Source organism: Paraburkholderia sp. AV2 (genome assembly GCF_054968425.1).
The window spans coordinates 1-21663 of sequence record NZ_JBANLK010000009.1 but is presented as its reverse complement, the minus strand read 5'-3'; the positions used below and the strand labels follow the sequence as shown (position 1 = coordinate 21663).

Here is a 21663-nt window from a genome sequence, read left to right as displayed (position 1 = left end):
ACTTGCTGCTCTGCGGATCGCACGGAACCCGGAGGGGCTTATGGCGCGCAAGATACTCAACGCATCGCGGCTTCAGGAGGAGGTGAGCCGACGCCTGCACAAGCTTCAGGAAGTGATCGACGATGGCGTGAAGTTCGTCGTGCCGCGGCCGCAGCTTCAGCCGGCGTACCGCACGGACTGCAACTGGACGATGAAGCACTTCGGCAATGCAGCCGGTTTCGAGGCGAGTATCGCGGATGTGCTCGCGAAAGTGCAGGCCGAGTACAACCTCGCGGCCGAGGGCGAAGAAGAGGAGGGCGAGGTGAGGCCCGATCCGTTCGGCCAAACGGCGCGGGCCGGCAAGGTGAATCCGTTTGGGGAAGCGGTGGGGTCGTCGGACAAGCCCAATCCGTTTGGCGAAGCCGCAGGTCCGGCGAAAGCATCGAACCCGTTCGGAGCGGCGAAGTCCGCCGGGGAGGCCGATCCGTTCGGTGCGGCGGAGGAGCCTGCCGCGCCGGCGCCGAAGCGGTCCGCTAATCCGTTCGGCGACGCCTGAGCCCGCTGGCGGCGCGGCATGCGCCGACCCGAGTCGGTGCCGCGTGCCGCGTTGCCGTCAGCTTGCGTCGCTGGCGGGTTTGGCGCGCGGACGGCGCGGGCGTGACGGGGCTTTCTTTGCGGCCGGCGCTTTCGGCGCTTCTACGACGCCGTCCGCTGCGGTGGCGGGAGCCGGTGCCGCGTGCTCGTCGGTCGGCGCCGCGGTCGTCTTGCGGGCCGTGCTCTTGCGGGAGGCTGTTTTGCGGGCGCGGCGCGGCGCCGGGCGGGAGGCTTCGGCGCTTTCGGGCTCGGCCTGGGCGACCTCGTCGACGGAGAACGCGGCCATCTCGTCAAACGGAGACGAAGCGGGCGCCACGTCGCCAAAGAGGGGCAGGGCCGTCTGCTCCGCATGCGCTGCGGCCTCGTCGTCGCGCGTGCCGGTGGCCGCGCCGCGCCGCGTTTCGGCCGTCTGCGCCGCGGTGCCTTCGGTAGCGCCTGCCGCACGTTCCTGCACGCCGCGCTCGTCGCGCCTTCCTTTGCCGCGGCCCTTGCCGCGACGGGGTTCTTCGCTGCGCGTGGGGGCTTCCTGCTTTTCCATGGGCACGGCGGCCTCTGCGGCGGGCGCTGCCGGCGGGTTTGTCCGCGACACATAGGTGCCCGATTTTTCGTCGCGGCCCACTTCCAGCAGGCCGCGCACCTGGGCTTCGTCGAGGAGATTGCCGAAAGCGCGGAAGCCGTAGCGCGTCTCGTTGAAATCGGGCCGGCGCCGCTTGATGGCGCTCTTGAGTACCGAGGCCCAGACTTTCCCGCTGTCGCCGCGCTCCAGCACGAGTGCGTCGAGCGTTTCGACGGCGAAGGCGATCGCCCTCGACCGGCGTTCCTCCGACTTGCGCTCTTCGCGATCGTCATTTTCGGCCTTCGGCTGGCGCTCGTCGCCGGCTTTCTGCCTGGCCTGGCCGGCGCTCTCGCGCTTCGAGGCGCTGCGCGACTGCTCGCGCACGAGATCGTCGTAGAAGATGAACTCGTCGCAGTTGGCGACGAGCAGGTCGGAGGTCGAGTTCTTCACGCCCACGCCGATCACCTTCTTCGCGTTCTCGCGCAGTTTGGATACGAGCGGCGAGAAGTCCGAGTCGCCGCTCACGATCACGAAGGTGTCCACGTGCGACTTCGTATAACAGAGGTCGAGCGCGTCGACGACGAGACGGATATCGGCGGAATTCTTGCCCGACTGGCGCACGTGGGGAATCTCGATCAACTCGAAGCTTGCCTCGTGCATGGAGGCCTTGAAGCCCTTGTAGCGGTCCCAGTCGCAATAGGCTTTTTTCACGACGATGCTGCCCTTGAGCAGGAGCCGCTCGAGCACGGGCTTGATATCGAAGCGGTCGATCTTCGCGTCGCGCACGCCGAGCGCGACGTTCTCGAAGTCGCAGAACACCGCCATGCTGACGTTTTCCTGGGGAGAGGCCATGTGATTCGTTTGTTCCCTATGCGGTACGAAACCACATGATAGCCCCTGCGCAGTGGGAGGACGTGAAACGGCTCCGGCAAGGGCGGCGCAGCGGTATGCCGCGAGACGGATAAGCGGCATATGATCATGCCGGCTTGGCGGCAAACTGATTGTGTGCGCAAGGATCGTCCGTTTTGACGATTCTCCTGTTTCACCTATGAACCAGGCCTCGATTTCACATCCACGTCACATCGGCTCCCTAATCTTGCGCCGCCTCATCCGTCACGCATGCGGCGAAAAAAACAGAACAACCCATAACGATTCGACCCACAAGAGGAATCTTATGCTCTCACGCATCCCTGGCAAAATCTGGGCACCTGTCGCCGCATTGCTTGCCGTGCTATTCGCCGCACTCTTCGTGAGCGCGTGCGGATCGTCGTCCTCGAACGTCACGGCCGGCGTGCACCAGATCCGCCACGTGTTCGTCATCACGCTCGAAAACGAAAACTACGCCACCACCTTCGGCTCCAGCACGAAGGCGCCGTACCTGGCGCAGACGCTCGCTTCGCAGGGTGCGCTCGTGCAGAACTACTACGGCACGGGCCACGTCAGCCTCGACAACTACATTTCGATGCTCAGCGGTCAGGCTCCGACACCGCAGACCGACAACGACTGCACGGCCTATGAAAACTACGCCATGACCGGCACGACGTCGGACGGTCAGGCTGTCGGCACGGGCTGCGTGTTTCCCGCGAGCATCCAGACGCTGCCCGACCAGTTGAAGGCCGCCGGCTTTACGTGGAAGGGCTACGAAGAGGACATGGGCAACGACCCGTCGCGCGAAGCGGCGACCTGCGGCCACCCCACGCTGAACACGACCGACCTCACGCAGGAAGCCGAAGCGCCGAGCGCGGCCGTGCCGCTGGGCGACCAGTACGCAACGCGTCACGACCCGTTCATGTACTTTCACTCGATCATCGATTCGCCGGACTGCCAGACGAACGTCGTGAACCTGAGCCATCTGCAGACCGACCTGCAGTCGGTCGCGACGACGGCCAACTTCAACTTCATCACGCCGAACCTCTGCGACGACGGCCACGATTCGCCTTGCGTGAACGGTCAGCCGGGCGGTCTCACGAGCGCGAACGCGTTTCTCGAGAAGTGGGTGCCGATCATCACGTCGTCGCCGGCGTTCAAGAACGACGGACTCCTGATCATCAACTTCGACGAGAGCAGCTACGCGACCGAAACGCCGAACCTGACCACCAGCCCGCCGACGCTGACGCTCACCTACTCGGGCGACACCTGCTGTAGCGAACAGCCAGGTCCGAATCTGGCGGCGTTCCCGCAGTCGTCGGTGTACGGTACGCTCCCGGCGACCGAGATTCCGGGTCTGCCGGCGTCGCTCGGCACGATCCAGCTCGTCATGACGAAGGCGAACTACGGCGGCGACCAGACCGGCGCCGTGATGATCTCGAAGTTCATCAAGCCGGGCACGGTTTCGACGGTGCCGTACAACCACTATTCGATGCTCAAGAGCATCGAGGACATCTTCGGTCTCGGCCACCTTGGCTACGCCGGGCAGGCTGGGCTCGCGAGCTTCGGTAACGACATCTACACGAACCAGTAACCATGTCCATGTCTCACGCAACCACGACGGCGCGCCGCGCCGTCAAGGCTGCGCTCGCCGCTACCGCTGCCGCGGTGGCGGCGTTTAGCGCTCCGGGCGCCGCGTACGCCCAGGCTCAGCCTGCGTCGGCAACCACGGCACAGGCCGCGAAGCCGCTTGTCCTCAGCGACACGGCGGCCCTCGGCAAGCAACTGTTCTACGATCAATCGCTCTCGGCCTCGGGGCGCATGTCGTGTGCGAGCTGTCATAGCCCCGCGCATTCGTACGGTCCTCCCAACGGACTCGCCGCCCAACTGGGCGGCCCCGATCTCCACTCGCAAGGCACGCGCGCCGTGCCTACGCTGAGCTATGTGCTCAACCGCACGCCGATCTGGACGCACGTGCAGGCGGCGAGCCTCGGCGAGCGTTTCGAGGACGACAATTCGCCGTCGGGCGGCTTCGGCTGGGATGGCCGCTTCAATCACCTGCACGACCAGGCCACGTTCCCGCTCTTCAATCCCGACGAAATGGCGAATCGCGATGCCGCTTCGGTCGTCGCGAAGCTCGCGCGCGCCCCCTACGCGGCGCGCTTCAAGCAGGTGTTCGGCGAGACGGTGTTCGATTCGCCGGAGGTGGCGTTGCGTCAGGCGATGTCGGCCGTCGAGCGTTACGAACTCGAGGAACCGGACTTTCATCCGTACACGAGCAAGTTCGACTACTACCTGGACGGCAAGGCCACGCTCACCGCGGCCGAGCTGCACGGCATGAAGCTCTTCGACGATCCGAACAGCGGCAATTGCGCGTCGTGCCATATCGACCAGCCGGGCGTCAACGGCGCACATCCGCTTTTTACGGACTTCCAGTTCGAAGCGCTGGGCGTGCCGCGCAATCCCGAGCTGCATGCGAACCGCGATCCTTCGTACTACGACGAAGGCCTATGCGGCCCGTTGCGTACCGATCTGGCGAAGGACAAGACGATGTGCGGCCTCTTCAAGACGCCGACGCTGCGCAATGTCGCGACGCGCCAGGTGTTCTTCCACAACGGGCGTTTCCACACGCTGCGCGAGGCGCTGCGCTTCTATGTGGAGCGAGACACGAATCCGGAGAAGTGGTACTCGCGCGATGCTCGCGGCCATGTCGTGAAGTTCGACGATCTGCCGCCCGATCTGCGCCACAACGTGGACACCATCGACGCGCCGCTGACCTACAAGCAGGGCGACAAGCCGGTGTGGAGCGAGCACGACATCGACGACGTGATCGCGTTCCTGAAGACGCTCAACGACGGCTACCAGCCGGGCGCGCAGCCTGCGAAAAAACCGCTGGCGCAGGCATCGCGCTGAGCGCAGCAAAGCGTGCTGAGGGCGTAAGCGCGCCAGCCGCGCTTACGCGCCCTGTACGGGCGCGTCGGCCTCGGGCAGATACCCGAGCAGGGCGCTCGCCGCGGCGGCCTCGCGGCGCAATGCCGTGCCGATGGGACCTTCGAGCGAGGCGTCGAAGCCTCCCGTCGCGCCAAGCGCGGTGAGCACGGCGCAGAGCCTGCCCGTGTGATCGAAGAGCGGCGCGGACACGGCGCTGATCCCCTTGAGATTCGTATCCCTGACCGACGCGCAGCGCATGGCCTGCACGTCGCGCCGCAACGCGCCAATCGGGTCCCGGGCATCGAGCTGCGCGCGCAGCGCAGCATCGGCCTGCGCGAGTTCTTCCTCGGCGAGGGCGAGCACGCGCTTGTCGTCGAGGAGGCCGAGAAACACGCGCCCCGTCGCGGACCACAAAAGCGGCATCACCGATCCCACCCTCGCGTTCACAATCACGGGCAGCCCCGGTTCCTCGAAACGAATGATCGTCGGCCCTTTGTTGCCCATTACAGCGACGAACGCCGTCACTTCGAGCTGTTCGCACAGACGCACGAGCGCGGGCTCCGCCACGCGCACCGGATTGGCCTGGCGCATGGCAGCCACGCCGATCATCATCGCCTCGGGCCCCAGCAGGTATTGCTGCGTGCCCGTGTCCTGCGCGACGAACCCTTCCTCGATCAGGCTTACCAGATAGCGATGCACCTTCGCGGGACTTTCGCCCACATGGGACGCGAGGCCGGTGAGGCTCGCGCGGCCGCCAAGGCGCGCGAGTCCCTTGAGCACGGCCATGCCGGTCTGTGCCGACTGCACGCGCTGGCGGCGCTCGCGCTCGGCGGGCGCCTTCGCGGTTTTGCGGGTCTTCGCGGCGTCGGACGAGGGGGAGGAAATAGGGGCGGTTTTCATGCAGCGATTCTAAGCGGCTGGACAGATAGGGCGACGCTCGCCCTCGTTGGAGGTTAACCCTTATCTTAAATTTACGCAATGCGTACTAAAGTTACGCAAAATGCAACGCGTAGGAGATGTGATGAGCAATACGACTGCGGCCCAGGCGCAGGCTCAAGTCCAGGCGGGAGGCTGTCCCTTTCCCCATCACGCCGCGAACGCCGCGCCCGCTTGCCCGGTCAGCGCGAACGCCGCCGGGTTCGACCCGTTCAGCGACGGCTACCAGCAGGACCCGCCCGAATACGTGCGCTGGGCGCGCGAGCACGAGCCGGTGTTCTACAGTCCGCAACTGGACTATTGGGTCGTGACGCGCTACGACGACATCAAGGCGATCTTTCGCGACAACCTCACGTTCAGCCCCTCGATCGCGCTCGAAAAGATCACGCCCACGGGACCGGAGGCGAACGCCGTGCTGGCCTCGTACGGTTACGCCATGAACCGCACGCTCGTGAACGAGGACGAGCCCGCGCACATGCCGCGCCGCCGCGTGCTGATGGAGCCGTTTACGCCTGAGCATCTGAAGCACCACGAACCGATGGTGCGGCATCTTACGAGCGAGTACGTGGATCGTTTCATCGACGACGGCCGCGCCGATCTCGTCGACCAGATGCTGTGGGAGGTGCCGCTCACGGTGGCCCTGCATTTTCTCGGCGTGCCGGAGGAAGACATGGACCTCCTGCGCAAGTATTCGATCGCGCACACGGTCAACACGTGGGGCAGGCCGCGTCCGGAAGAGCAGGTCGAGGTGGCGCACGCGGTGGGCAACTTCTGGCAGTTCGCGGGCAAGGTGCTCGACAAGATGCGCCAGAACCCCGACGGCCCGGGCTGGATGCAGTACGGCATCCGCAAGCAGAAAGCGCATCCGGAAATCGTCACGGACTCCTATCTGCATTCGATGATGATGGCCGGCATCGTGGCCGCGCACGAGACCACGGCGAACGCCACGGCCAATGCGATGAAGCTCCTGCTGCAACATCCGTGCGCGTGGCGCGAGCTTTGCGAAGACCCGGACCTCATTCCTGGCGCGGTCGAAGAGTGCCTGCGCCACAACGGCTCGGTGGCCGCCTGGCGGCGTCTGGTGACGAAGGACGTGCAGATTGGCGGCATCGCCATTCCGGCGGGCGCGAAGCTTTTGATCGTCACGTCGTCGGCGAACCACGACGAGCGCCATTTCGCCGATGCGGATCTGTTCGACATCCGGCGCGACAACGCGAGCGACCACGTCACGTTTGGGTACGGTTCGCACCAATGCATGGGCAAGAATCTCGCGCGCATGGAAATGCAGATCTTTGTCGAGGAGTTTACGCGGCGTCTGCCGCACATGAGGCTCGCAGATCAGGCATTCACTTACGTGCCGAACACTTCGTTCCGCGGACCGGAGCACCTTTGGGTGGAGTGGGACCCCGCGCAGAATCCGGAGCGCACGCAGCCCGCGTTGCTCGAAAAGCCGGTGAACGTTCGCATAGGTGAGCCCTCGGCGCATGCGCTCGCCCGGCCCGTGATCGTGGAGCGCGTGAGCCGCGCCACGGACGGTATCGTGCGGCTGCGCCTCGTTGCGCCCGAAGGCGGTACGTTGCCGCGCTGGGCGCCGGGCGCGCACATCGACGTCGAATGCGGCGACACCGGCGTCTCGCGCCAATATTCGCTGTGCGGCAACTCCGCCGATACGCATGCGTTCGAGATCGCCGTGCTGCGCGAAGCGCAAAGCCGCGGCGGCTCAGCGTGGATCCACGATACCGTGCGCGAGGGCATGCGGCTGAAGATCCGCGGGCCACGCAATCATTTCCGTCTGGACGAGGAAGGACGCCGGGTTATTTTCGTCGCGGGTGGCATTGGCATTACGCCCATCAGCGCGATGGCGCGGCGCGCCAAAGAACTTGGCATGGACTACGCATTGCACTACAGCGGACGTGCGCGCGCGGGGATGGCTTTCGTCGACGAACTGGTGCAGCTCCACGGCGACCGGTTGCATCTGCATGTCTCGGAAGAGGGCGCGCGCAACGATTTCGGCGCGCTTGACGTGGACGCTCACACGCGCGTCTATGCGTGCGGTCCGGCGCGCATGCTCGAAGCCCTGCAGGCAGCGAGCGGGACCTGGCCGGAAGACGCGCTGCGCGTCGAGCATTTCGCGGCGAGCGTGGGCAAGCTCGATCCAGCAAACGAGCATGCGTTCGAGGTGGAGTTGAAGGACTCGGGGCTCGTGCTCGGCGTTGCCGCTGACCAGACCGTGCTCGACGCGCTGCGCCGCGCGAACATCGACGTGCAGAGCGACTGCGAAGAAGGCCTGTGCGGCTCGTGCGAGGTGCGCGTGCTGGCGGGGGAGGTCGACCATCGCGACGTCGTGCTTACGCGCGCCGAACGCGATACGCATGCGCGCATGATGACCTGCTGCTCCCGCGCGAAGGGGCAGCGTCTGGTACTCGAACTCTGATAACGCAACGTCAATAGCGCGTAATCACGTACATAAGCGCGTACGCAAGCGGAAGAACCGTGGAGATTTTCTTATGAGCAAGACCGTGGAGGTGACCGGCGTTATCGACGAAAGCCGGTTCGGGCCATATCAACTGCTGGTGGTCGTGCTGTGCGCAATGTGTCTCGTCATGGATGGCTTCGATGTCCAGGCGATGGGCTATGTCGCGCCCGTCGTGATCCGCGAATGGGGCATTGCGAAGGAAACGCTCGCGCCGGTGTTCGGTGCAGGCCTGTTCGGCATGCTGGTGGGCTCGCTCACGTTCAGCGCGCTCGCCGACAAGATTGGCCGGCGCCCGGTGCTGATCGGTGCGACGCTGTTTTTCTCCGCTTGCATGATGGCCACGGGCTTTGCGCACTCGATCACCCAACTGATTGCGTGGCGCTTCGCGGCAGGGCTCGGGCTTGGCTGCATCATGCCCAACGCCATGGCGCTCGCCGGCGAGTACAGCCCGCGCCGCATGCGCGTGACGCTCATGATGATCGTATCGTGCGGTTTCACGCTGGGCGGCGTGCTGGGCGGGCTCATCACCGCCGCGCTGATCCCGGCCTTTGGCTGGCGCGCGGTGTTCTTCGTGGGCGGGGCGATTCCGCTGGTGATGGGCGTGCTCATGTGGCTTGCACTGCCCGAATCGATCCAGTTCCTGCTGTTCCGCCAGGGCCGCGATACGGGGACGCGCGTGCGCCGCAACCTGGCGCGCGTGGCGCCTGCGCTGGCGCTGCCGGCCGGCACCGTGTTCACGACGGCGGAGACGCGCTCGCGCGGCGTGCCGTTCGTCGAGCTCTTCAAGGAGGGCCGCGCGCGCGTGACCGTGCTGCTCTGGATCGTGAACTTCGCGAACCTGCTCGACATGTACTTCCTCTCGAACTGGCTGCCCACCGTGATCCGCGATGCCGGTTACACCACGCAGACCGCCGTGCTGGCCGGCACCGCGCTATGGGGAGGCGGCGTGATCGGCACCTTGCTGCTCGGCCGCATCATCGACCTCGCGGGCTTTACGCGCGTGCTGGCCACGACCTTCGTGATTGCCATCGTCGCGACGGCCGCGATCGGTAATCCGGCCGTGATGGTATCGGTGGCGGCGATGTTCGTCGCGATCTTCCTCACGGGTTTTTCGATCGTCGGCGGCCAGCCCGCCATCAACGCGCTCGCCGCGACCTACTATCCCACTTCGCTGCGTTCCACCGGCATTGGCTGGAGCCTTGGCATAGGCCGCATCGGCTCGGTGGTCGGTCCCGTGCTGGGTGGTGCGCTGATGCATCTGCAGTGGTCGTCGGCGTCGCTGTTCATGGCCGCGGCCGTGCCGGCCTGCGTCTCGCTCGCGGGCATCGTCGCGATTCACTACGTCAACCGCGGCGCGGCGCGCGAGACGCCGGAGGCCGGCAACGCGACGCCGCAGGTGGAGTGACCCGCGCTCGCCCAAATGCGCCGGACTTCGGACTACTGCTTTTTCTTGTCGCGCATGAATCGCAGTGCGAAGCGCATTAGCTTCGGCATCGTTTCGGGGCGCAAGAGCCGCGCGTCGTAACCGGCAAAGCGCCGGTCGTTCTCGCTCAGGCACAGGCGCATGAGTTCAGGCATACCGATGTTGACATCGGTCATCGACTGCGCACCGTTCACGGTGAAGTTATTGTCCTGGCTTTGCACGTTGCCTTCGGCATCCAGGGTGCGCGCAAGGCCAATGCGCTCCCAGCCGAGGAAGGCCCACACGGCCGCCACCTTGAGTTCGAAGTGGATCCGCCGCCACCACGAGAGGCGCGCGCGGTGCCACGCCACCCAGTTCGCGAACAGCAGGATGTGCCGGCATTCTTCCTGCATCACGGGGTCGAACGTGTCGATCAGTTCGGGCGGAACGAGCCCGGAGCGTCGCGCCACTTCGAAGAGGCCGAAGGCGAAGAAGCTGTCGACGCACTCGCTGTAGCCCGTCACCAGATACGCCCACTCCGCATCGCGCGGCCAGACATAGGGCGGCTCGCTGGCAAGCCCGATGCCGTGGGCGGCCACCATGCGCGACAGCACTTCCTTGTGGCGGCTCTCCTCCCACGCGTTGAGCGCGAGGGTGTCGCGCATGTCGCCGCCGTCGCGCGGCCGAAGCGTGGCGCGGTAGCCTGGCAATCGGCGCAATTCGCGTAACGATCAACGCGACTATTGACGTAACGATCAACGCAACTGGGCAAAAGCGATCAACAGCACCATGCCGCCGATGGCGCCGTCCAGCACGCGCCACGCGCCGGCGCGGCGAAAGAGCGGAGCGAGCGCGCGCGCTCCATAGCCGAGCCCGACGAACCAGATGGCGCTCACGCTCATGGCGCCCAGCGCGAACGCGAGCCGTCCGCCCACGGGCTCGCGGGCGCCTGCGGTGCCGATCAGCAAGAAGGTGTCCAGATAGACGTGCGGATTGAGCCACGTGAAGGCGAGCGTCATGAGCACGATGGGCCACGCACGTTGCTCGGGCGAGGCCGCGGCCGCCGTCGGGTCGAGCACCGCGTGCCCGGGGCGCACCGCGCGCCGCAGCGCGCCGATGCCGAACCAGACGAGCCACGCGAGGCCCGCATAGAGCACGAAATGGACGAAGGTGGGATAGCGCTCGACGAGCGCCGAGGCGCCCCCTACGCCCGCGGCGATCAGGACGAAGTCGGAGAGCGTGCAGAGCACAACGATCTTGGCGACGTGCGCGCGCAGAATGCCCTGGCGCAGTACGAAGGCGTTCTGCGCGCCGATGGTGACGATCAGCGAGGCGCAGAGCGCCGCGCCATGGGAAAAAGCGAGCCAGTTCATGTTGAGACCCGAGGTCGGCGAGCGACCGATTGCATGACAGGGGAAGAGGCGCTAGTCTGCGTTCGTCAGCGACATAAGAGAAGCTGATTTTCTTAAACCCGATTAAGGAACGCTAATGCTCGACTATGCGTTGCTCGACGCGCTGGCCGCGGTGGTGCGGCACGGCTCGTTCGACCGCGCGGCCGGCGCGCTCAATGTCACACCCTCCGCGGTCTCGCAGCGCGTGAAGCTGCTGGAGGAGCGCGTGGGCACGGTGCTCGTGAAGCGCGGGCAGCCGTGCGTCGCGACGGCCTCCGGCGCACTGCTGTGCCGCCATACCGAACGCGTGCAGTTGCTCGAGGCGGAGCTGGGCGGCGCGATGCCGACCTTCACGGGCGCACTCGAAAGCGCGAGGCCCACGCTGCGTGTCGCCGTCAACGACGACAGCGTGGGCACCTGGTTCATCGATGCCGTTGCGCCGTTCTGCGTGGAGCGCGACATTCTGCTCGACCTCGTGATCGACGACCAGGACCATACCGCGCAGCGTATCCGCGACGGCAGCGTGCAAGGCGCGGTCACGACGCAGGCGGAGCCGGTGCAGGGCTGCCGTTCGACGCGCCTTGGGCGCATGCGTTATCTTGCCGTGTGCTCGCCGGCGTTTTTCGAGCGTTATTTCGCGCAGGGCGTGACGCGCGAGTCGCTAAGGCGCGCGCCGTGCATCGAGTTCAATCCGAAGGATCAACTGCAAAAGCGCTTCATCCGGCGTATCACGCGCGCTCAGGTCGACGCGCCGCTGCACTGGATTCCGCACGTTGCCGGCTTTCTGCGCTGCTGCCTCTCCGGTCTCGGGTGGGGCATGTGCCCCGAGCGCATGATTGCCTCGCATCTCGCGCGCGGCGAGATGGTCGAGCTCACGCCCGGACGCGCGCTCGATGTCGACCTGTACTGGCAGAGCTGGCGTCTGTCGATTGGCTGGCTCGACGACTTTGGCGCCATGCTGCGCCGACGGTCCGCGGAATTCCTCGACTGAAGCCGGAGCGAGTGCCCGCTTCAGGATGTAATGTTTCGTACAGACTTAAGGGCAAACGGATTTTTGTATGCAGCCGTCCAATCGTCGAACTATTTCGGCAAGGACGGTTCGCCATTTCGGTGCAATCGATCCGCAATTGCACATCGTAAAACGCGAAAAGAATCATTCACGATGAATTAATCCCTCGTGAAATAGAGCGCGCTCTCAAATGGCTTTGTTGTAAGCTTCGCGTTTCCTGCCACACGGCAATTGCATGCGGTTTCCACTGATGTTTGATACGTGAAATCCGCCCTCCGGGACGCTCCCGCATACTATTGCGTTTCATTGATCGGTCATCATTCGGCGCGAATATGCAGGTGAGGTCGTGTGACGCAGGAGTACCTGCGGATGCCTGTGCTGTATTGATATGCGTCAACGGGCCGCAGCGGGTGCAGACCTGTTTGGCTGATGGGGCAGTCCTTCTGCCACGGGACTTCAAGCGGATTTGCCGGTTATTTTTTCCGTGCCGGCAATGACAAAGATCGTCAAATCGGCAAAAAAGTTGCGGAAAGTAAAGAAACTATTGGTGTATCGACTCAGTCGGATTGTAAGCTTGGCCGTCTCATTGTTTTGCGTTTCGGATTATCGTGTGAAAATTGAGTTTTTCCTGTGGATTACGAGATGGACACGCTATAATCCCGACGTGGCAGAGTGCTTATTCGACCGGCATATTTGAATCGTTTCCGCGTGCACGAGGTGCATTATGACGAAATTAGATACCGGCAGCGTCTGGCAACAAACCGTCAGTCTTCTGTCCGCGGCTAGTGAGCCCTTGCTTCTGGCGGGCGAGCTGGAGAGCAGCAGGAGCTGCAGACCGGTACCCATCACACGCGGTGCTTCGGAGGCGGCCAATCGGCGCCGCGCTACCGTGCGTTCGTGGGATGCGCAGGGCATTACCTTGATCCGGCGTCATGATCCGGAAAGCATTACGGTCTGCTGGAGCGACGCCACTTACGGCCGCTATTCCGACCAGCTTTGGCGCGTGTGCACGGCAAGGCGCAGTTCGGTTTGCGCGCTGACCGGTGAGAAGATCCGCCGCGGCGACGCGGTGTTCCGGCCAAGTCCCAATCGCCGCCATCGCCCGGCCAATGCCGACGCGATGATCCTCGCCAGCAAGATCGACAACCTGCCGAGCAGCGTGGTTGCGGCGCGTCTGGACGAGGCGCTGGCAGCGTAGGTCGTCTAACAGGGTTTTTCATGCAGAACGGGCACCGGCCTGAACCTTGAGGTTCGGGCCGGTGCCCGTTTTTGCGTGGATGTCCGCGGCGTCCGGGGCGCGCCGGCGCTCAGACGGCCACGTCGCCGGCCTTTTCTTCTTCCATCGCGTCGCGCGTCTCCGGCATGGCGAGCCAGACCAGCAGCACGGCGAGGGCGCCTGCGGCAGCGAGACCCATGAAGCTCACCGTATTGCCGAAGTGATCGGCGACAAAGCCGGCCACAGCCGTCGAGAGCGTCGCGCCGATCCCCGCCGAGAGCCCGAAGAGCCCGATACAGAGGTTGTAGCGCCCCTTGCCGCCGGCCACGTCGGCGGCGATGAGCGGCAGCATCACGCCGAACACGGCCGCGGAAAGCCCGTCGAGCATCTGCACCGGCACGAGGAAGTACGGGTTGCCCACCGCCGCGAACAGCAGCGCCCGCACCGGCAGCGCCGAAAAGCCGAGGATCAGCACCGGCCGGCGGCCCCAGCGCTGGGCGGTGCGGCCCACCCACGGCGACATCAGCGCGACGATGGCTTGCGGCACGATGATGCACGCCGCAATCACGAGCTGGACGTTGTCGCCCATGCCGGCCGTGACTTCGCCGGCGGCGAGGTTCAGCATCGCGGCGTTCGAGAGGTGGAACAGCACGACGCAGGCCGCGAACGCCAGCATGCGCTTGTCGCGCAGCAGGTCGAGGATGGTCTCGCGCGGCTCGCCGGCGGGCGGGGCAGCGGGCTTGCGCGCGCCGGATGCGGCCAGGTTCGCGCCGGGGCCCCGACGGTCGTACTCGATCATCGCCAGCGCGACGAGCGCGGGCAGGGCAAGCGCCGCGGTCAGCCAGAACACGGCGCGCGGCGAGACGTACTCGCCGCACAGGCCCATGAGGCCGGCCGCCACCGCGCTGCCGATCGACGCCCAGCGGGCGTTGCGTCCAAGCCGGTCGCCGAGGTTCTGGCGGCCCACCAGCATGAGCGCGAGCGCGGCCATGGCCGGCGTGAGCATGCAGCTCGCGAAGCCGTGGAAGACCTCGGCCGCCATCACCGGAATGACCGTCGGGCTGACGGCGAGCAGCGTTGCCGAAAGGATGATCGCGACGATCGCCCAGGCGGCCGCGGCCTTCTTGTTGCGCAAGGCATCGACGGCGGCGCCGCCCGGCACCTGGCTCACCATTGCGCTGACCGTGCCCACCGAGAGCGCGAGGCCGATCTCGCCCTGGGTCCATTTGTGCGATGCAAGATAGGACGCGATGAACGGCCCGAAGCCCGTCTGCACGTTCGCGACGAAGAAGTTCAGCCAGTCGAGCGCTCGCAGACTTCGCGTGCTGGCCATCGTGCGCAGCGTGCCGCCCGTCATTTGGCACCGTGCGCGGAAGCCGCAGAGGCGGCGGCGGGCGCGGGCGGCGCAGCGGGGGTCACCGCGCGCACGGGCTGGCCGTTCTCGTATTCGGGCGAGGCTTCCACCTGCTGGTCGCTCATATCGAGCTGGGCGGTCAGCTCGTTGTTCTTCGTGACGAAGTGCAGCGCCGACCATTCGGCCGCGATCGTATGACGTTTTTCCAGCGTGCCGCTTACGTCGAGCACGATGGCGAGCGGATCCGCGCTGCCGTCGAGGAGCACGTCCACCACGCGGCCGACCTTGGCGCCGTTGGTGCGTTCGACGGTCGCGTCGAGCATCGGCAGGCGCGTCGGACTCGGCTCGCCCGCGGCGGGCGGCGTGACGCCGGCCCCGGTACCCGAGCGGGGCCGCTCCGGTACGGGCTGCTGGCCCGGTCCCAGCGCGAGCGTGATGGCGGGGGAGGTCGGCTGCGTGTTCACGCGCACGACGCTCCACGGGAAGACGGCCTTGCGGTCGCCCACGCCCATGAAGCCTTGCAGGTTCACGACCACTTCCGTGGGCTTGCCGTCGGGGCCGGTCACGAGGTCGACCGCGCGGCCGACCACCTTGCCGTCGGTTTTCTGGACGGCACTGTCGAGCAGCGTGCGGAAGCTGCCGCGCTCGATCGTGCGCAGGGAGACGATCGGTGCGGGCCCGCTCGCCACCGGCGCGCTGGCCGGAGCGGGCGGCGGCGGGGCCGGGCGGCGGCGCCGGATCGGCGCGGGGTGCGGCTTCCTCTGCGTAGGTTTCGCCTCGGCGGTTTCCTCGGGCACGCTCGCCGCTTCGGGTGCCGACGCTTCTTCGGGTTCGCTCGCGGGCGCTTCGGGCTCGCTTGCCGCAACGGGGGCTTCAGGCTCGGGGGGCGGCGCGGCGGGGCGGAACAGACTGCAGCCCGAGAGCATGAGCAGGACCAGCAGGGGCAGGGCGTACGGGAGGGCTGCAACGGGACGTGCGAAACCGCCTCTCATCAACGGGAACTCCTTGAAGCGGCCGGCGCCCTTGGCGCGCGGCGGGGAAAACCGGGTCGGGTGCGTGAGAGTTTAACCCGCGCGGGTCCGCATCCCGTGCAATTGAGCATTGCGGCCGGCAACGCGGCCCGGTGCGGGCGGGATTTCCAGGCCGGTGAGCGAGGGGCGGGGTGACCCGGCGCGAGTCTGGTGCGGCCTGGTGTATACGCGGGGGCGCCCCGCCCGCAGCACCCTGTCATCTCAAATATAAGGATCGTGGCATGTCCTGAATGCGATTCCCGCGATGGGAGCCTGGATTGTGTTCGCCTAACCTTCGATCCAGCAAAAAAAGATGTCAAAACGATGTGAATCGCCGCGCCCACACGCGGTGGATTCGGAGACAAAGCCGTCACCGGCATTTTTGCTTCGAGTGTGCCGGCGGCTCGCGCATCGCGCCGACACGACTTATTCCAATCGAGACGAACCTGACGACGGACCCGGCAAGGGCTGCGTTTCAGCACGCTGATAAAGGAGGCACTCACCATGATGGAACCCCAGGCCACGCCGCTCGCCGAGACGGCCGGCGCCCAGGTCGAGCCGATCGGCACGACCGGCTTCCTCGACCGCTACTTCGACATTTCCTCGCGCGGCAGCTCGCTGCGCCAGGAGGGGATTGCGGGCGTCACGACCTTCCTCGCGATGGTCTATTCCGTGTTCGTCGTGCCGGGCATGCTCGGCAAGGCGGGCTTCGACACGAGCGCGGTGTTCGTCGCCGTGTGTCTGACCACGGCGTTCGGTTCGCTGCTGATGGGCCTGTGGGCGCGCCTGCCCATCGCCATCGGCTGCGCGATCTCGCTCACCGCGTTCACCGCGTTCGGTCTCGTGCTCGGCAAGGGCATGAAGCCCGAAGTCGCGCTCGGCGCCGTGTTCCTCATGGGCCTCGTCTTCACCGGCATCTCGGTGACGGGCGTGCGCTCGTGGATCCTGCGCAACCTGCCGCACGGCATCGCGCACGGCACAGGCATCGGCATCGGCCTCTTCCTGTTGCTGATCGCCGCGAACGACGTCGGTCTCGTCGTGAAGAACCCGGGTGCGGGCCTGCCCGTCACTCTCGGCCACATCACGTCGCTGCCGGCGATTCTCTCGGTGGCGGGGCTCGCCGCGATCTTCGGTCTCGTGCGCCGCCGCGTGCCGGGCTCGATCCTGATCGTCATCGTCGCGATCTCAGCGCTCGGTTTCGTGCTCGATCCCGAGGTGAGCTTCCACGGCGTGTTCGCCTGGCCGACGCTTTCCGCGCCGGGCCATGCCTCGCTGATCGGCGCAATGGACATCAAGGGCGCGCTCTCGCTCGCCGTGCTGCCCAGCGTGCTTGCCCTCGTGATGACGGCCGTGTTCGACGCCACCGGCACGATCCGCGCCGTGGCGGGCCAGGCCGGCCAGCTCGACGAGAACGGCCGCATCATCAACGGCGGCCGCGCGCTCACGGCCGACTCCCTTTCGTCGATCTTTTCGGGCTTCTTCGGCGGCGCGCCGGCGGCGGCCTACATCGAATCGGCGGTGGGCGTTTCGGCAGGGGCGAAGACGGGTCTCGCCGCAGCCGTGGTGGGCGTGCTGTTCCTCGCGGTGATGTTCTTCGCGCCGCTCGCGGGCCTCGTGCCCTCGTATGCGACGGCTCCGGCACTGATGTACGTGGGCCTCATGATGCTTTCGAGCGTCTCGCGCCTCGACATGGCCGATATGGTCGACGCGATGTCGGGCCTCGTCTGCGCCGTGTTCATCGTGCTGACCGCGAACATCGTCACGGGCATCATGCTGGGCTTCTGCACGCTCGTGATCGGCCGCATCGTGAGCGGCGAGTATCGCAAGCTGAACGTGGGGACCGTGGCGATCGCGGTGGTGCTGGCCACGTTCTACCTGGGCGGCTGGGCCATCTGATCCGTGCGCTGACACGGTAATGGCCCGGCCTTTCGGCCAGGCGGACCCGGCGGCCCGCCCGGCCGGCTGCACGGCCCGCGTCGCGTTACGGCGGCGCGGGCCGTGCGGCTTTTTGTGCCGCTCGCGCTTGACTTCCCTCATTCGTTTCCTATGCTTAACCGCATGGTTAAGCATGAAGACGACGCGTTGAACCGCACCTTTGCCGCGCTTTCCGACCCCACGCGGCGCGCGTTGCTCGCGCGCCTTTCGCAGCAGCGCGAGCTCTCCGTAAGCACCCTGGCGCAGCCGTTCGCGATGTCGCTGCCCGCCGTGATGAAACATCTCGACGTTCTGGTCGAAGCGGGTCTCGTCACGCGCGAGAAAACGGGGCGCACGGTGGCGTGCCGCCTTGCGGCCGCGCCGATGGAAGAAGCGATGCAGTGGCTGATGCGCTACCAATGCTTCTGGAACGAACAACTCGATCGCCTCGCGGCGTTCGTCGAGGAGGACGCATGCCGGCCAGCCCCGAATCCGGTTTCTCCAGCAGTCCCGGTCTCACTCTCCGGCGGCGTATCAACGCGAGCCCCGCGAAGGTCTACGCGGCATGGACGCAGCCGTCGCAACTGATGCAGTGGATGTATCCGAACGACCACGTCTGCCTCCACGCCGAAGCCGACGTGCGCGAAGGCGGCCGCTTTCGCGTCATCATGCGCGCGCCGGATGGCGAGCAGCACGACGTGAGCGGGACGTATCTGGAGGTGGTGCCCGACGCGCGGCTCGTTTTCACGTGGGTGTGGCGCAGTACGCCCGAGCGCGAATCGCGCGTGACCGTGATGCTGCGCGAGGACGGTCACGCGACGGAGCTCACGCTCAAACACGAGCGCTTCTTCGACGAAGTCGCGCGCGACGCGCATGAAGGCGGCTGGTCCGGCGCGCTCGATCATCTGGTGGAGCGGTTTCGCTGATCCGGCGCGAGCAGCGTTGCTCACGAAACGCAAAGGAGGGCACAACGATGGATGCGCACAAGATCGTTTCGCAGGACGAACGACTTGCGGCACGCAAGACGCTGCTCGCGGACGAACACGCCTTCACGCCTCGGCGCGCCTAGAGCGCCATGTCGAAAGCTGGCCGCAGCAGGACCTCGATCGCCATGACGATGAGTCCCATGGCGCCGGCGGCGAGCGTCAGCGTGCCATATTCGTCGTAGCGCTTATCGTAAAGACACGCGACGATGAACAAGATGGCGAGCAGATTGGTCAGCCAGTAGAAGTTCAGCGCGAGGAACATCGGCGTATCCGTAACGCGGGCGAAGAGGCGGCAGTCCTGACAAATTGGACAATTCAATTCGCCGGATTCTAGCGAACCGACCTTACGGATACGCAACAGCAATGTGGTCTGCAGCGCTTATTTTTGCGCCATGTCCATCTCCGTGCGGATCCACTCCGTGACCGAGCTGCGACGCGGTTGCCAGCCTAGCAATGTGTGGGCGCGTCCGCCGCGTACGCGGCTGTTCGAGCCGAGACTGTACGAGGCCATCTCGTAGCCCCATTCCTCGATCGCCGCTTCGAGCGGCCAGTCCTGCGGTTCGCCGAGCTTCATGACTTCGGCGAGCGCCGCGGTCATGTCGCGGAACGCGGCCTCGCCGCTTTCGACGAAATAGAACGTGCCTGCAGGCGTTTTTTCGAGTGCGAGCCGGTAGAGTTCGGCAACGTCGTCGATATGAACATTCGACCAGAGGTTCGCGCCGCGCCCCACGTGACGCATGACACCGCTCTTTTGGGCCTGGCGGACGAGGCGCGGCAACTGCACGCTGGCCGCGCCCGGCACGACGCCCCCGCCGTAGATCAGCGTATTGCAGAGCACCGCGCTGCGGATGCCGCGTGCCGCGCCCGCCAGCACCAGACGATCGATGGCCACGCGCGGCGCCTTGTCGGCGGTCGGCTCGGGCAGGGCGTCTTCGCGGTAGATGCGCTCGGTCGGCTCGCCGCCCGAGGCGTCGCCGACGATGCTCGAACCGCTCGTATGCAGCAACACTTTGCTCGAATCTTCGAGCGCGTCGAGCAGCGCTTCCACCGCGCCGCGATGATCGCTGCTCGCGGCGTTGATGACGGCGTCGGCGGCGCGCGCTTCGGTCATCAGCCGGTCGCGATCGTCGAGATCGCCCGCCACCGGTTCGATGTCGAGCTTTTCGAGGTCGGCGAACTGCTCGGGCCGGCGCACGAGGCCGCGTACCGTATGGCCCGTACGCGCGAGATGCGCCGCGACCGATCCGCCGATAAAACCACCCGCGCCCGTTACGAAAATCTTCATGGTTTGCTCCTGCTGAGAGGTGGATGAGAGGTCGATGACGGCGAGTATCCGCCGTGCGGCCGCACGCACAAACCGTGTTAGGCTCAAATGAATCTTGACTGCGGATCAACAATGAAGACGTCCACCGACGAACTGCTCGTATTCGTCACCGTGATCGATGCGGGGTCGATCACCGCCGCCGCCGAGAAGCTCCAGCAGACCGTCTCCGGCGTGAGCCGCGCGCTCACGCGGCTCGAAAAACAACTGGGCGTCGCGCTGATCCTGCGCACCACGCGGCGGCTACAACTGACCGGGGAGGGCGAGTTGTTTCTCGAGCGTGCCCGCGCGATCCTCACGGCGATGGAGGACGCGGAGGAGGCCGTCGCGCGACATCGCGAGGCGCCTTCGGGGCGTTTGCGCGTCGACGCGGCCACACCGTTCATGCTCCATTGCATCGTGCCGCACGTGGCCGGGTTCGCCGCGCGCTATCCCGCGATCCAGCTCGAACTGACCAACAACGAGCGCATCGTCGATCTGCTGGAGCAGCGCGTGGATGTGGCGATCCGCATCGGCGCGCTGCAGGATTCGACACTGCATGCGCGCGCGCTGGGTACGAGCCGGCTGCGGCTCGTCGCGAGTCCTGCGTATCTTGCCGCGCACGGCACGCCGCACGATGCGCAGACTCTGCGCGAGCGCCGTTTGATCGGCTTCACGGCGCCCGCGCATCTGAACCGCTGGCCTTTGAGGGGGGCGCGCACGGACGAGGGCGGAGAGAATGCCGCAACGCCATACCTGCCGATCGAGCCGTCGCTTTCGGCGTCGAGCGGGGAGACGATTCGCCAACTGGCGCTCGCCGGCGCCGGCATTGCCTGTCTCGCCGACTTCATGACCGCCGCCGACCGCCGCGACAACCGGCTCGTGACCGTGCTCGACGACGCGCTGGCCGACGAGCGTCAGCCGATCCACGCCGTCTACTACCGCAGCGAGGCGCTGGCGGCCCGCGTGCAGTGCTTTCTCACATTCATCGGGAGCCGGCTGGAGCTGTAGGGGCGCCGCCTCGTGGCGTGTACCGGGGCGGCGACATGCGGAATCTGTTGTCTATACAAGCTGACCAGGCTAGACTTCAGTGCACTTGTATAGACAGGATTCGACAATGCGACTCACGCCCGGCCACCTGACCCTGCCCCAATTGCGCCAGATCGCGCGCGAGGCAGTGAAACTCGAACTCGATCCGGCAAGCTTTGCCGCCATCGACGCGTGCGCGCAAGCTGTTGCCGACATCGCCGCGAAGGGCGAGCCCGCCTACGGCATCAATACCGGCTTCGGCCGCCTCGCGAGCACCCACATTCCGACCGACCAGCTCGAACTGCTGCAACGCAATCTCGTGCTCTCGCACGCCGTGGGCGTGGGCGAGCCGATGGCGCGCCCGGTCGTACGCCTCCTGATGGCGCTCAAGCTGTCGAGCCTCGGACGCGGCCACTCGGGCATCCGCCGCGAGGTGATGGATGCGCTCATCGCGCTCTTCAACGCCGACGTGCTGCCGGTGATTCCCGTCAAGGGCTCCGTGGGCGCCTCGGGCGACCTCGCGCCGCTCGCGCATATGTCGGCCGTCCTGCTCGGCATCGGCGAGGTGTTCATTCGCGGCGAGCGCGCCAGCGCCGAAGCGGGGCTTGCTGCCGTCGGCCTCAAACCGCTCACGCTGCAGGCCAAGGAAGGTCTCGCACTCCTGAACGGCACGCAGGCCTCCGCGGCGCTCGCGCTCTACAACCTCTTCGCGA

Annotated in this window: 19 protein-coding genes and 2 pseudogenes; 13 read left to right on the top strand and 8 right to left on the bottom strand. The window is 66.1% G+C overall.

Annotated elements, in window-relative coordinates:
- Positions 1–40: 40 nt before the first annotated feature.
- Positions 41–286: pseudogene (locus tag V8683_RS09130) on the top strand (hypothetical protein); the annotation flags it as partial.
- A 306-nt stretch (positions 287–592) separates the two neighbouring features.
- Here V8683_RS09130 and V8683_RS09125 read toward each other — a convergent pair.
- Entirely contained in the window at positions 593–1981 is a 1389-nt protein-coding gene (locus V8683_RS09125) for an NYN domain-containing protein (RefSeq protein ID WP_411189109.1), read from the bottom strand.
- Positions 1982–2303: 322 nt separating this feature from the next.
- Between V8683_RS09125 and V8683_RS09120 the strand changes: the two genes are divergently transcribed.
- A complete protein-coding gene (locus tag V8683_RS09120) occupies positions 2304–3590 on the top strand; it encodes an alkaline phosphatase family protein (protein WP_411189110.1) in 1287 nt (428 codons plus the stop codon).
- A 2-nt stretch (positions 3591–3592) separates the two neighbouring features.
- Complete coding sequence (locus V8683_RS09115) at positions 3593–4909, top strand: cytochrome-c peroxidase (protein WP_411189111.1); 1317 nt, start codon at positions 3593–3595, stop codon at positions 4907–4909.
- A 42-nt stretch (positions 4910–4951) separates the two neighbouring features.
- On the opposite strand, the gene V8683_RS09110 is transcribed toward V8683_RS09115, so the two are convergent.
- On the bottom strand, positions 4952–5827 hold the full coding sequence (locus tag V8683_RS09110) for an IclR family transcriptional regulator (RefSeq protein WP_411189112.1): 876 nt from the start codon (positions 5825–5827) through the stop codon (positions 4952–4954).
- Between the two features lie 121 nt (positions 5828–5948).
- Here V8683_RS09110 and V8683_RS09105 point away from each other — a divergent pair, with 121 nt between their 5' ends.
- Together V8683_RS09105 and V8683_RS09100 are read left to right on the top strand one after the other, a co-directional pair.
- Positions 5949–8297 carry a cytochrome P450/oxidoreductase gene (locus tag V8683_RS09105; protein ID WP_411189113.1) on the top strand — a complete coding sequence of 783 codons (2349 nt, stop codon included), beginning with the start codon at positions 5949–5951 and terminating at the stop codon, positions 8295–8297.
- Positions 8298–8370: 73 nt separating this feature from the next.
- Positions 8371–9744, top strand: coding sequence for an MFS transporter (locus V8683_RS09100; RefSeq protein WP_411189114.1), 1374 nt, complete (start codon positions 8371–8373; stop codon positions 9742–9744).
- A 32-nt stretch (positions 9745–9776) separates the two neighbouring features.
- Here the strand turns inward: V8683_RS09100 and V8683_RS09095 are convergent.
- Both V8683_RS09095 and V8683_RS09090 read right to left on the bottom strand, forming a co-directional pair.
- A pseudogene (locus V8683_RS09095) lies at positions 9777–10454 on the bottom strand (ferritin-like domain-containing protein); the annotation flags it as partial.
- Positions 10455–10496: 42 nt separating this feature from the next.
- Entirely contained in the window at positions 10497–11114 is a 618-nt protein-coding gene (locus tag V8683_RS09090; protein ID WP_411189115.1) for a LysE/ArgO family amino acid transporter, read from the bottom strand.
- A 115-nt stretch (positions 11115–11229) separates the two neighbouring features.
- Here V8683_RS09090 and V8683_RS09085 point away from each other — a divergent pair, with 115 nt between their 5' ends.
- The 3 genes from V8683_RS09085 (at position 11230) to V8683_RS09075 (ending at position 13339) form a co-directional block, all read left to right on the top strand.
- Positions 11230–12123: a LysR family transcriptional regulator ArgP gene (locus V8683_RS09085; protein ID WP_411189116.1), complete on the top strand. Its 894-nt coding sequence runs from the start codon at positions 11230–11232 to the stop codon at positions 12121–12123.
- Between the two features lie 447 nt (positions 12124–12570).
- Entirely contained in the window at positions 12571–12762 is a 192-nt protein-coding gene (locus V8683_RS09080) for a hypothetical protein (RefSeq protein WP_462880623.1), read from the top strand.
- A gap of 103 nt (positions 12763–12865) precedes the next feature.
- Positions 12866–13339 (top strand): DUF3331 domain-containing protein, encoded by a 474-nt coding sequence (locus V8683_RS09075; protein ID WP_411189117.1) that lies wholly within the window; start codon positions 12866–12868, stop codon positions 13337–13339.
- Between the two features lie 109 nt (positions 13340–13448).
- Here the strand turns inward: V8683_RS09075 and V8683_RS09070 are convergent, their stop codons facing one another.
- Positions 13449–14714: an MFS transporter gene (locus V8683_RS09070; protein WP_411189118.1), complete on the bottom strand. Its 1266-nt coding sequence runs from the start codon at positions 14712–14714 to the stop codon at positions 13449–13451.
- Positions 14711–15703, bottom strand: coding sequence for a PRC-barrel domain-containing protein (locus V8683_RS09065; protein WP_411189119.1), 993 nt, complete (start codon positions 15701–15703; stop codon positions 14711–14713). Before V8683_RS09065 ends, V8683_RS09070 begins: the two co-directional genes overlap by 4 nt.
- A 522-nt stretch (positions 15704–16225) precedes the next feature.
- Between V8683_RS09065 and V8683_RS09060 the strand changes: the two genes are divergently transcribed.
- From V8683_RS09060 to V8683_RS09050, 3 genes are all read left to right on the top strand, one after another.
- Positions 16226–17617 (top strand): NCS2 family permease, encoded by a 1392-nt coding sequence (locus V8683_RS09060; RefSeq protein ID WP_411189120.1) that lies wholly within the window; start codon positions 16226–16228, stop codon positions 17615–17617.
- 162 nt (positions 17618–17779) lie between these two features.
- Positions 17780–18223: an ArsR/SmtB family transcription factor gene (locus tag V8683_RS09055; RefSeq protein ID WP_411189121.1), complete on the top strand. Its 444-nt coding sequence runs from the start codon at positions 17780–17782 to the stop codon at positions 18221–18223.
- An 8-nt stretch (positions 18224–18231) separates the two neighbouring features.
- The gene (locus V8683_RS09050; RefSeq protein WP_411189122.1) at positions 18232–18561 is read left to right on the top strand and encodes an SRPBCC family protein; all 330 of its coding nucleotides are present in this window, start codon (positions 18232–18234) and stop codon (positions 18559–18561) included.
- A 139-nt stretch (positions 18562–18700) separates the two neighbouring features.
- Here the strand turns inward: V8683_RS09050 and V8683_RS09045 are convergent, their stop codons facing one another.
- Both V8683_RS09045 and V8683_RS09040 read right to left on the bottom strand, forming a co-directional pair.
- Positions 18701–18883 (bottom strand): hypothetical protein, encoded by a 183-nt coding sequence (locus V8683_RS09045; protein ID WP_027797668.1) that lies wholly within the window; start codon positions 18881–18883, stop codon positions 18701–18703.
- 117 nt (positions 18884–19000) lie between these two features.
- Positions 19001–19906, bottom strand: a complete 906-nt coding sequence (locus tag V8683_RS09040; RefSeq protein WP_411189123.1) for an NAD-dependent epimerase/dehydratase family protein — start codon at positions 19904–19906, stop codon at positions 19001–19003.
- A gap of 111 nt (positions 19907–20017) precedes the next feature.
- Here V8683_RS09040 and V8683_RS09035 point away from each other — a divergent pair, with 111 nt between their 5' ends.
- On the top strand, positions 20018–20932 hold the full coding sequence (locus V8683_RS09035; RefSeq protein WP_411189124.1) for a LysR substrate-binding domain-containing protein: 915 nt from the start codon (positions 20018–20020) through the stop codon (positions 20930–20932).
- A gap of 106 nt (positions 20933–21038) precedes the next feature.
- Positions 21039–21663 (top strand): aromatic amino acid lyase (locus V8683_RS09030; protein ID WP_462880622.1); only part of this gene is annotated, 625 nt, incomplete at its 3' end.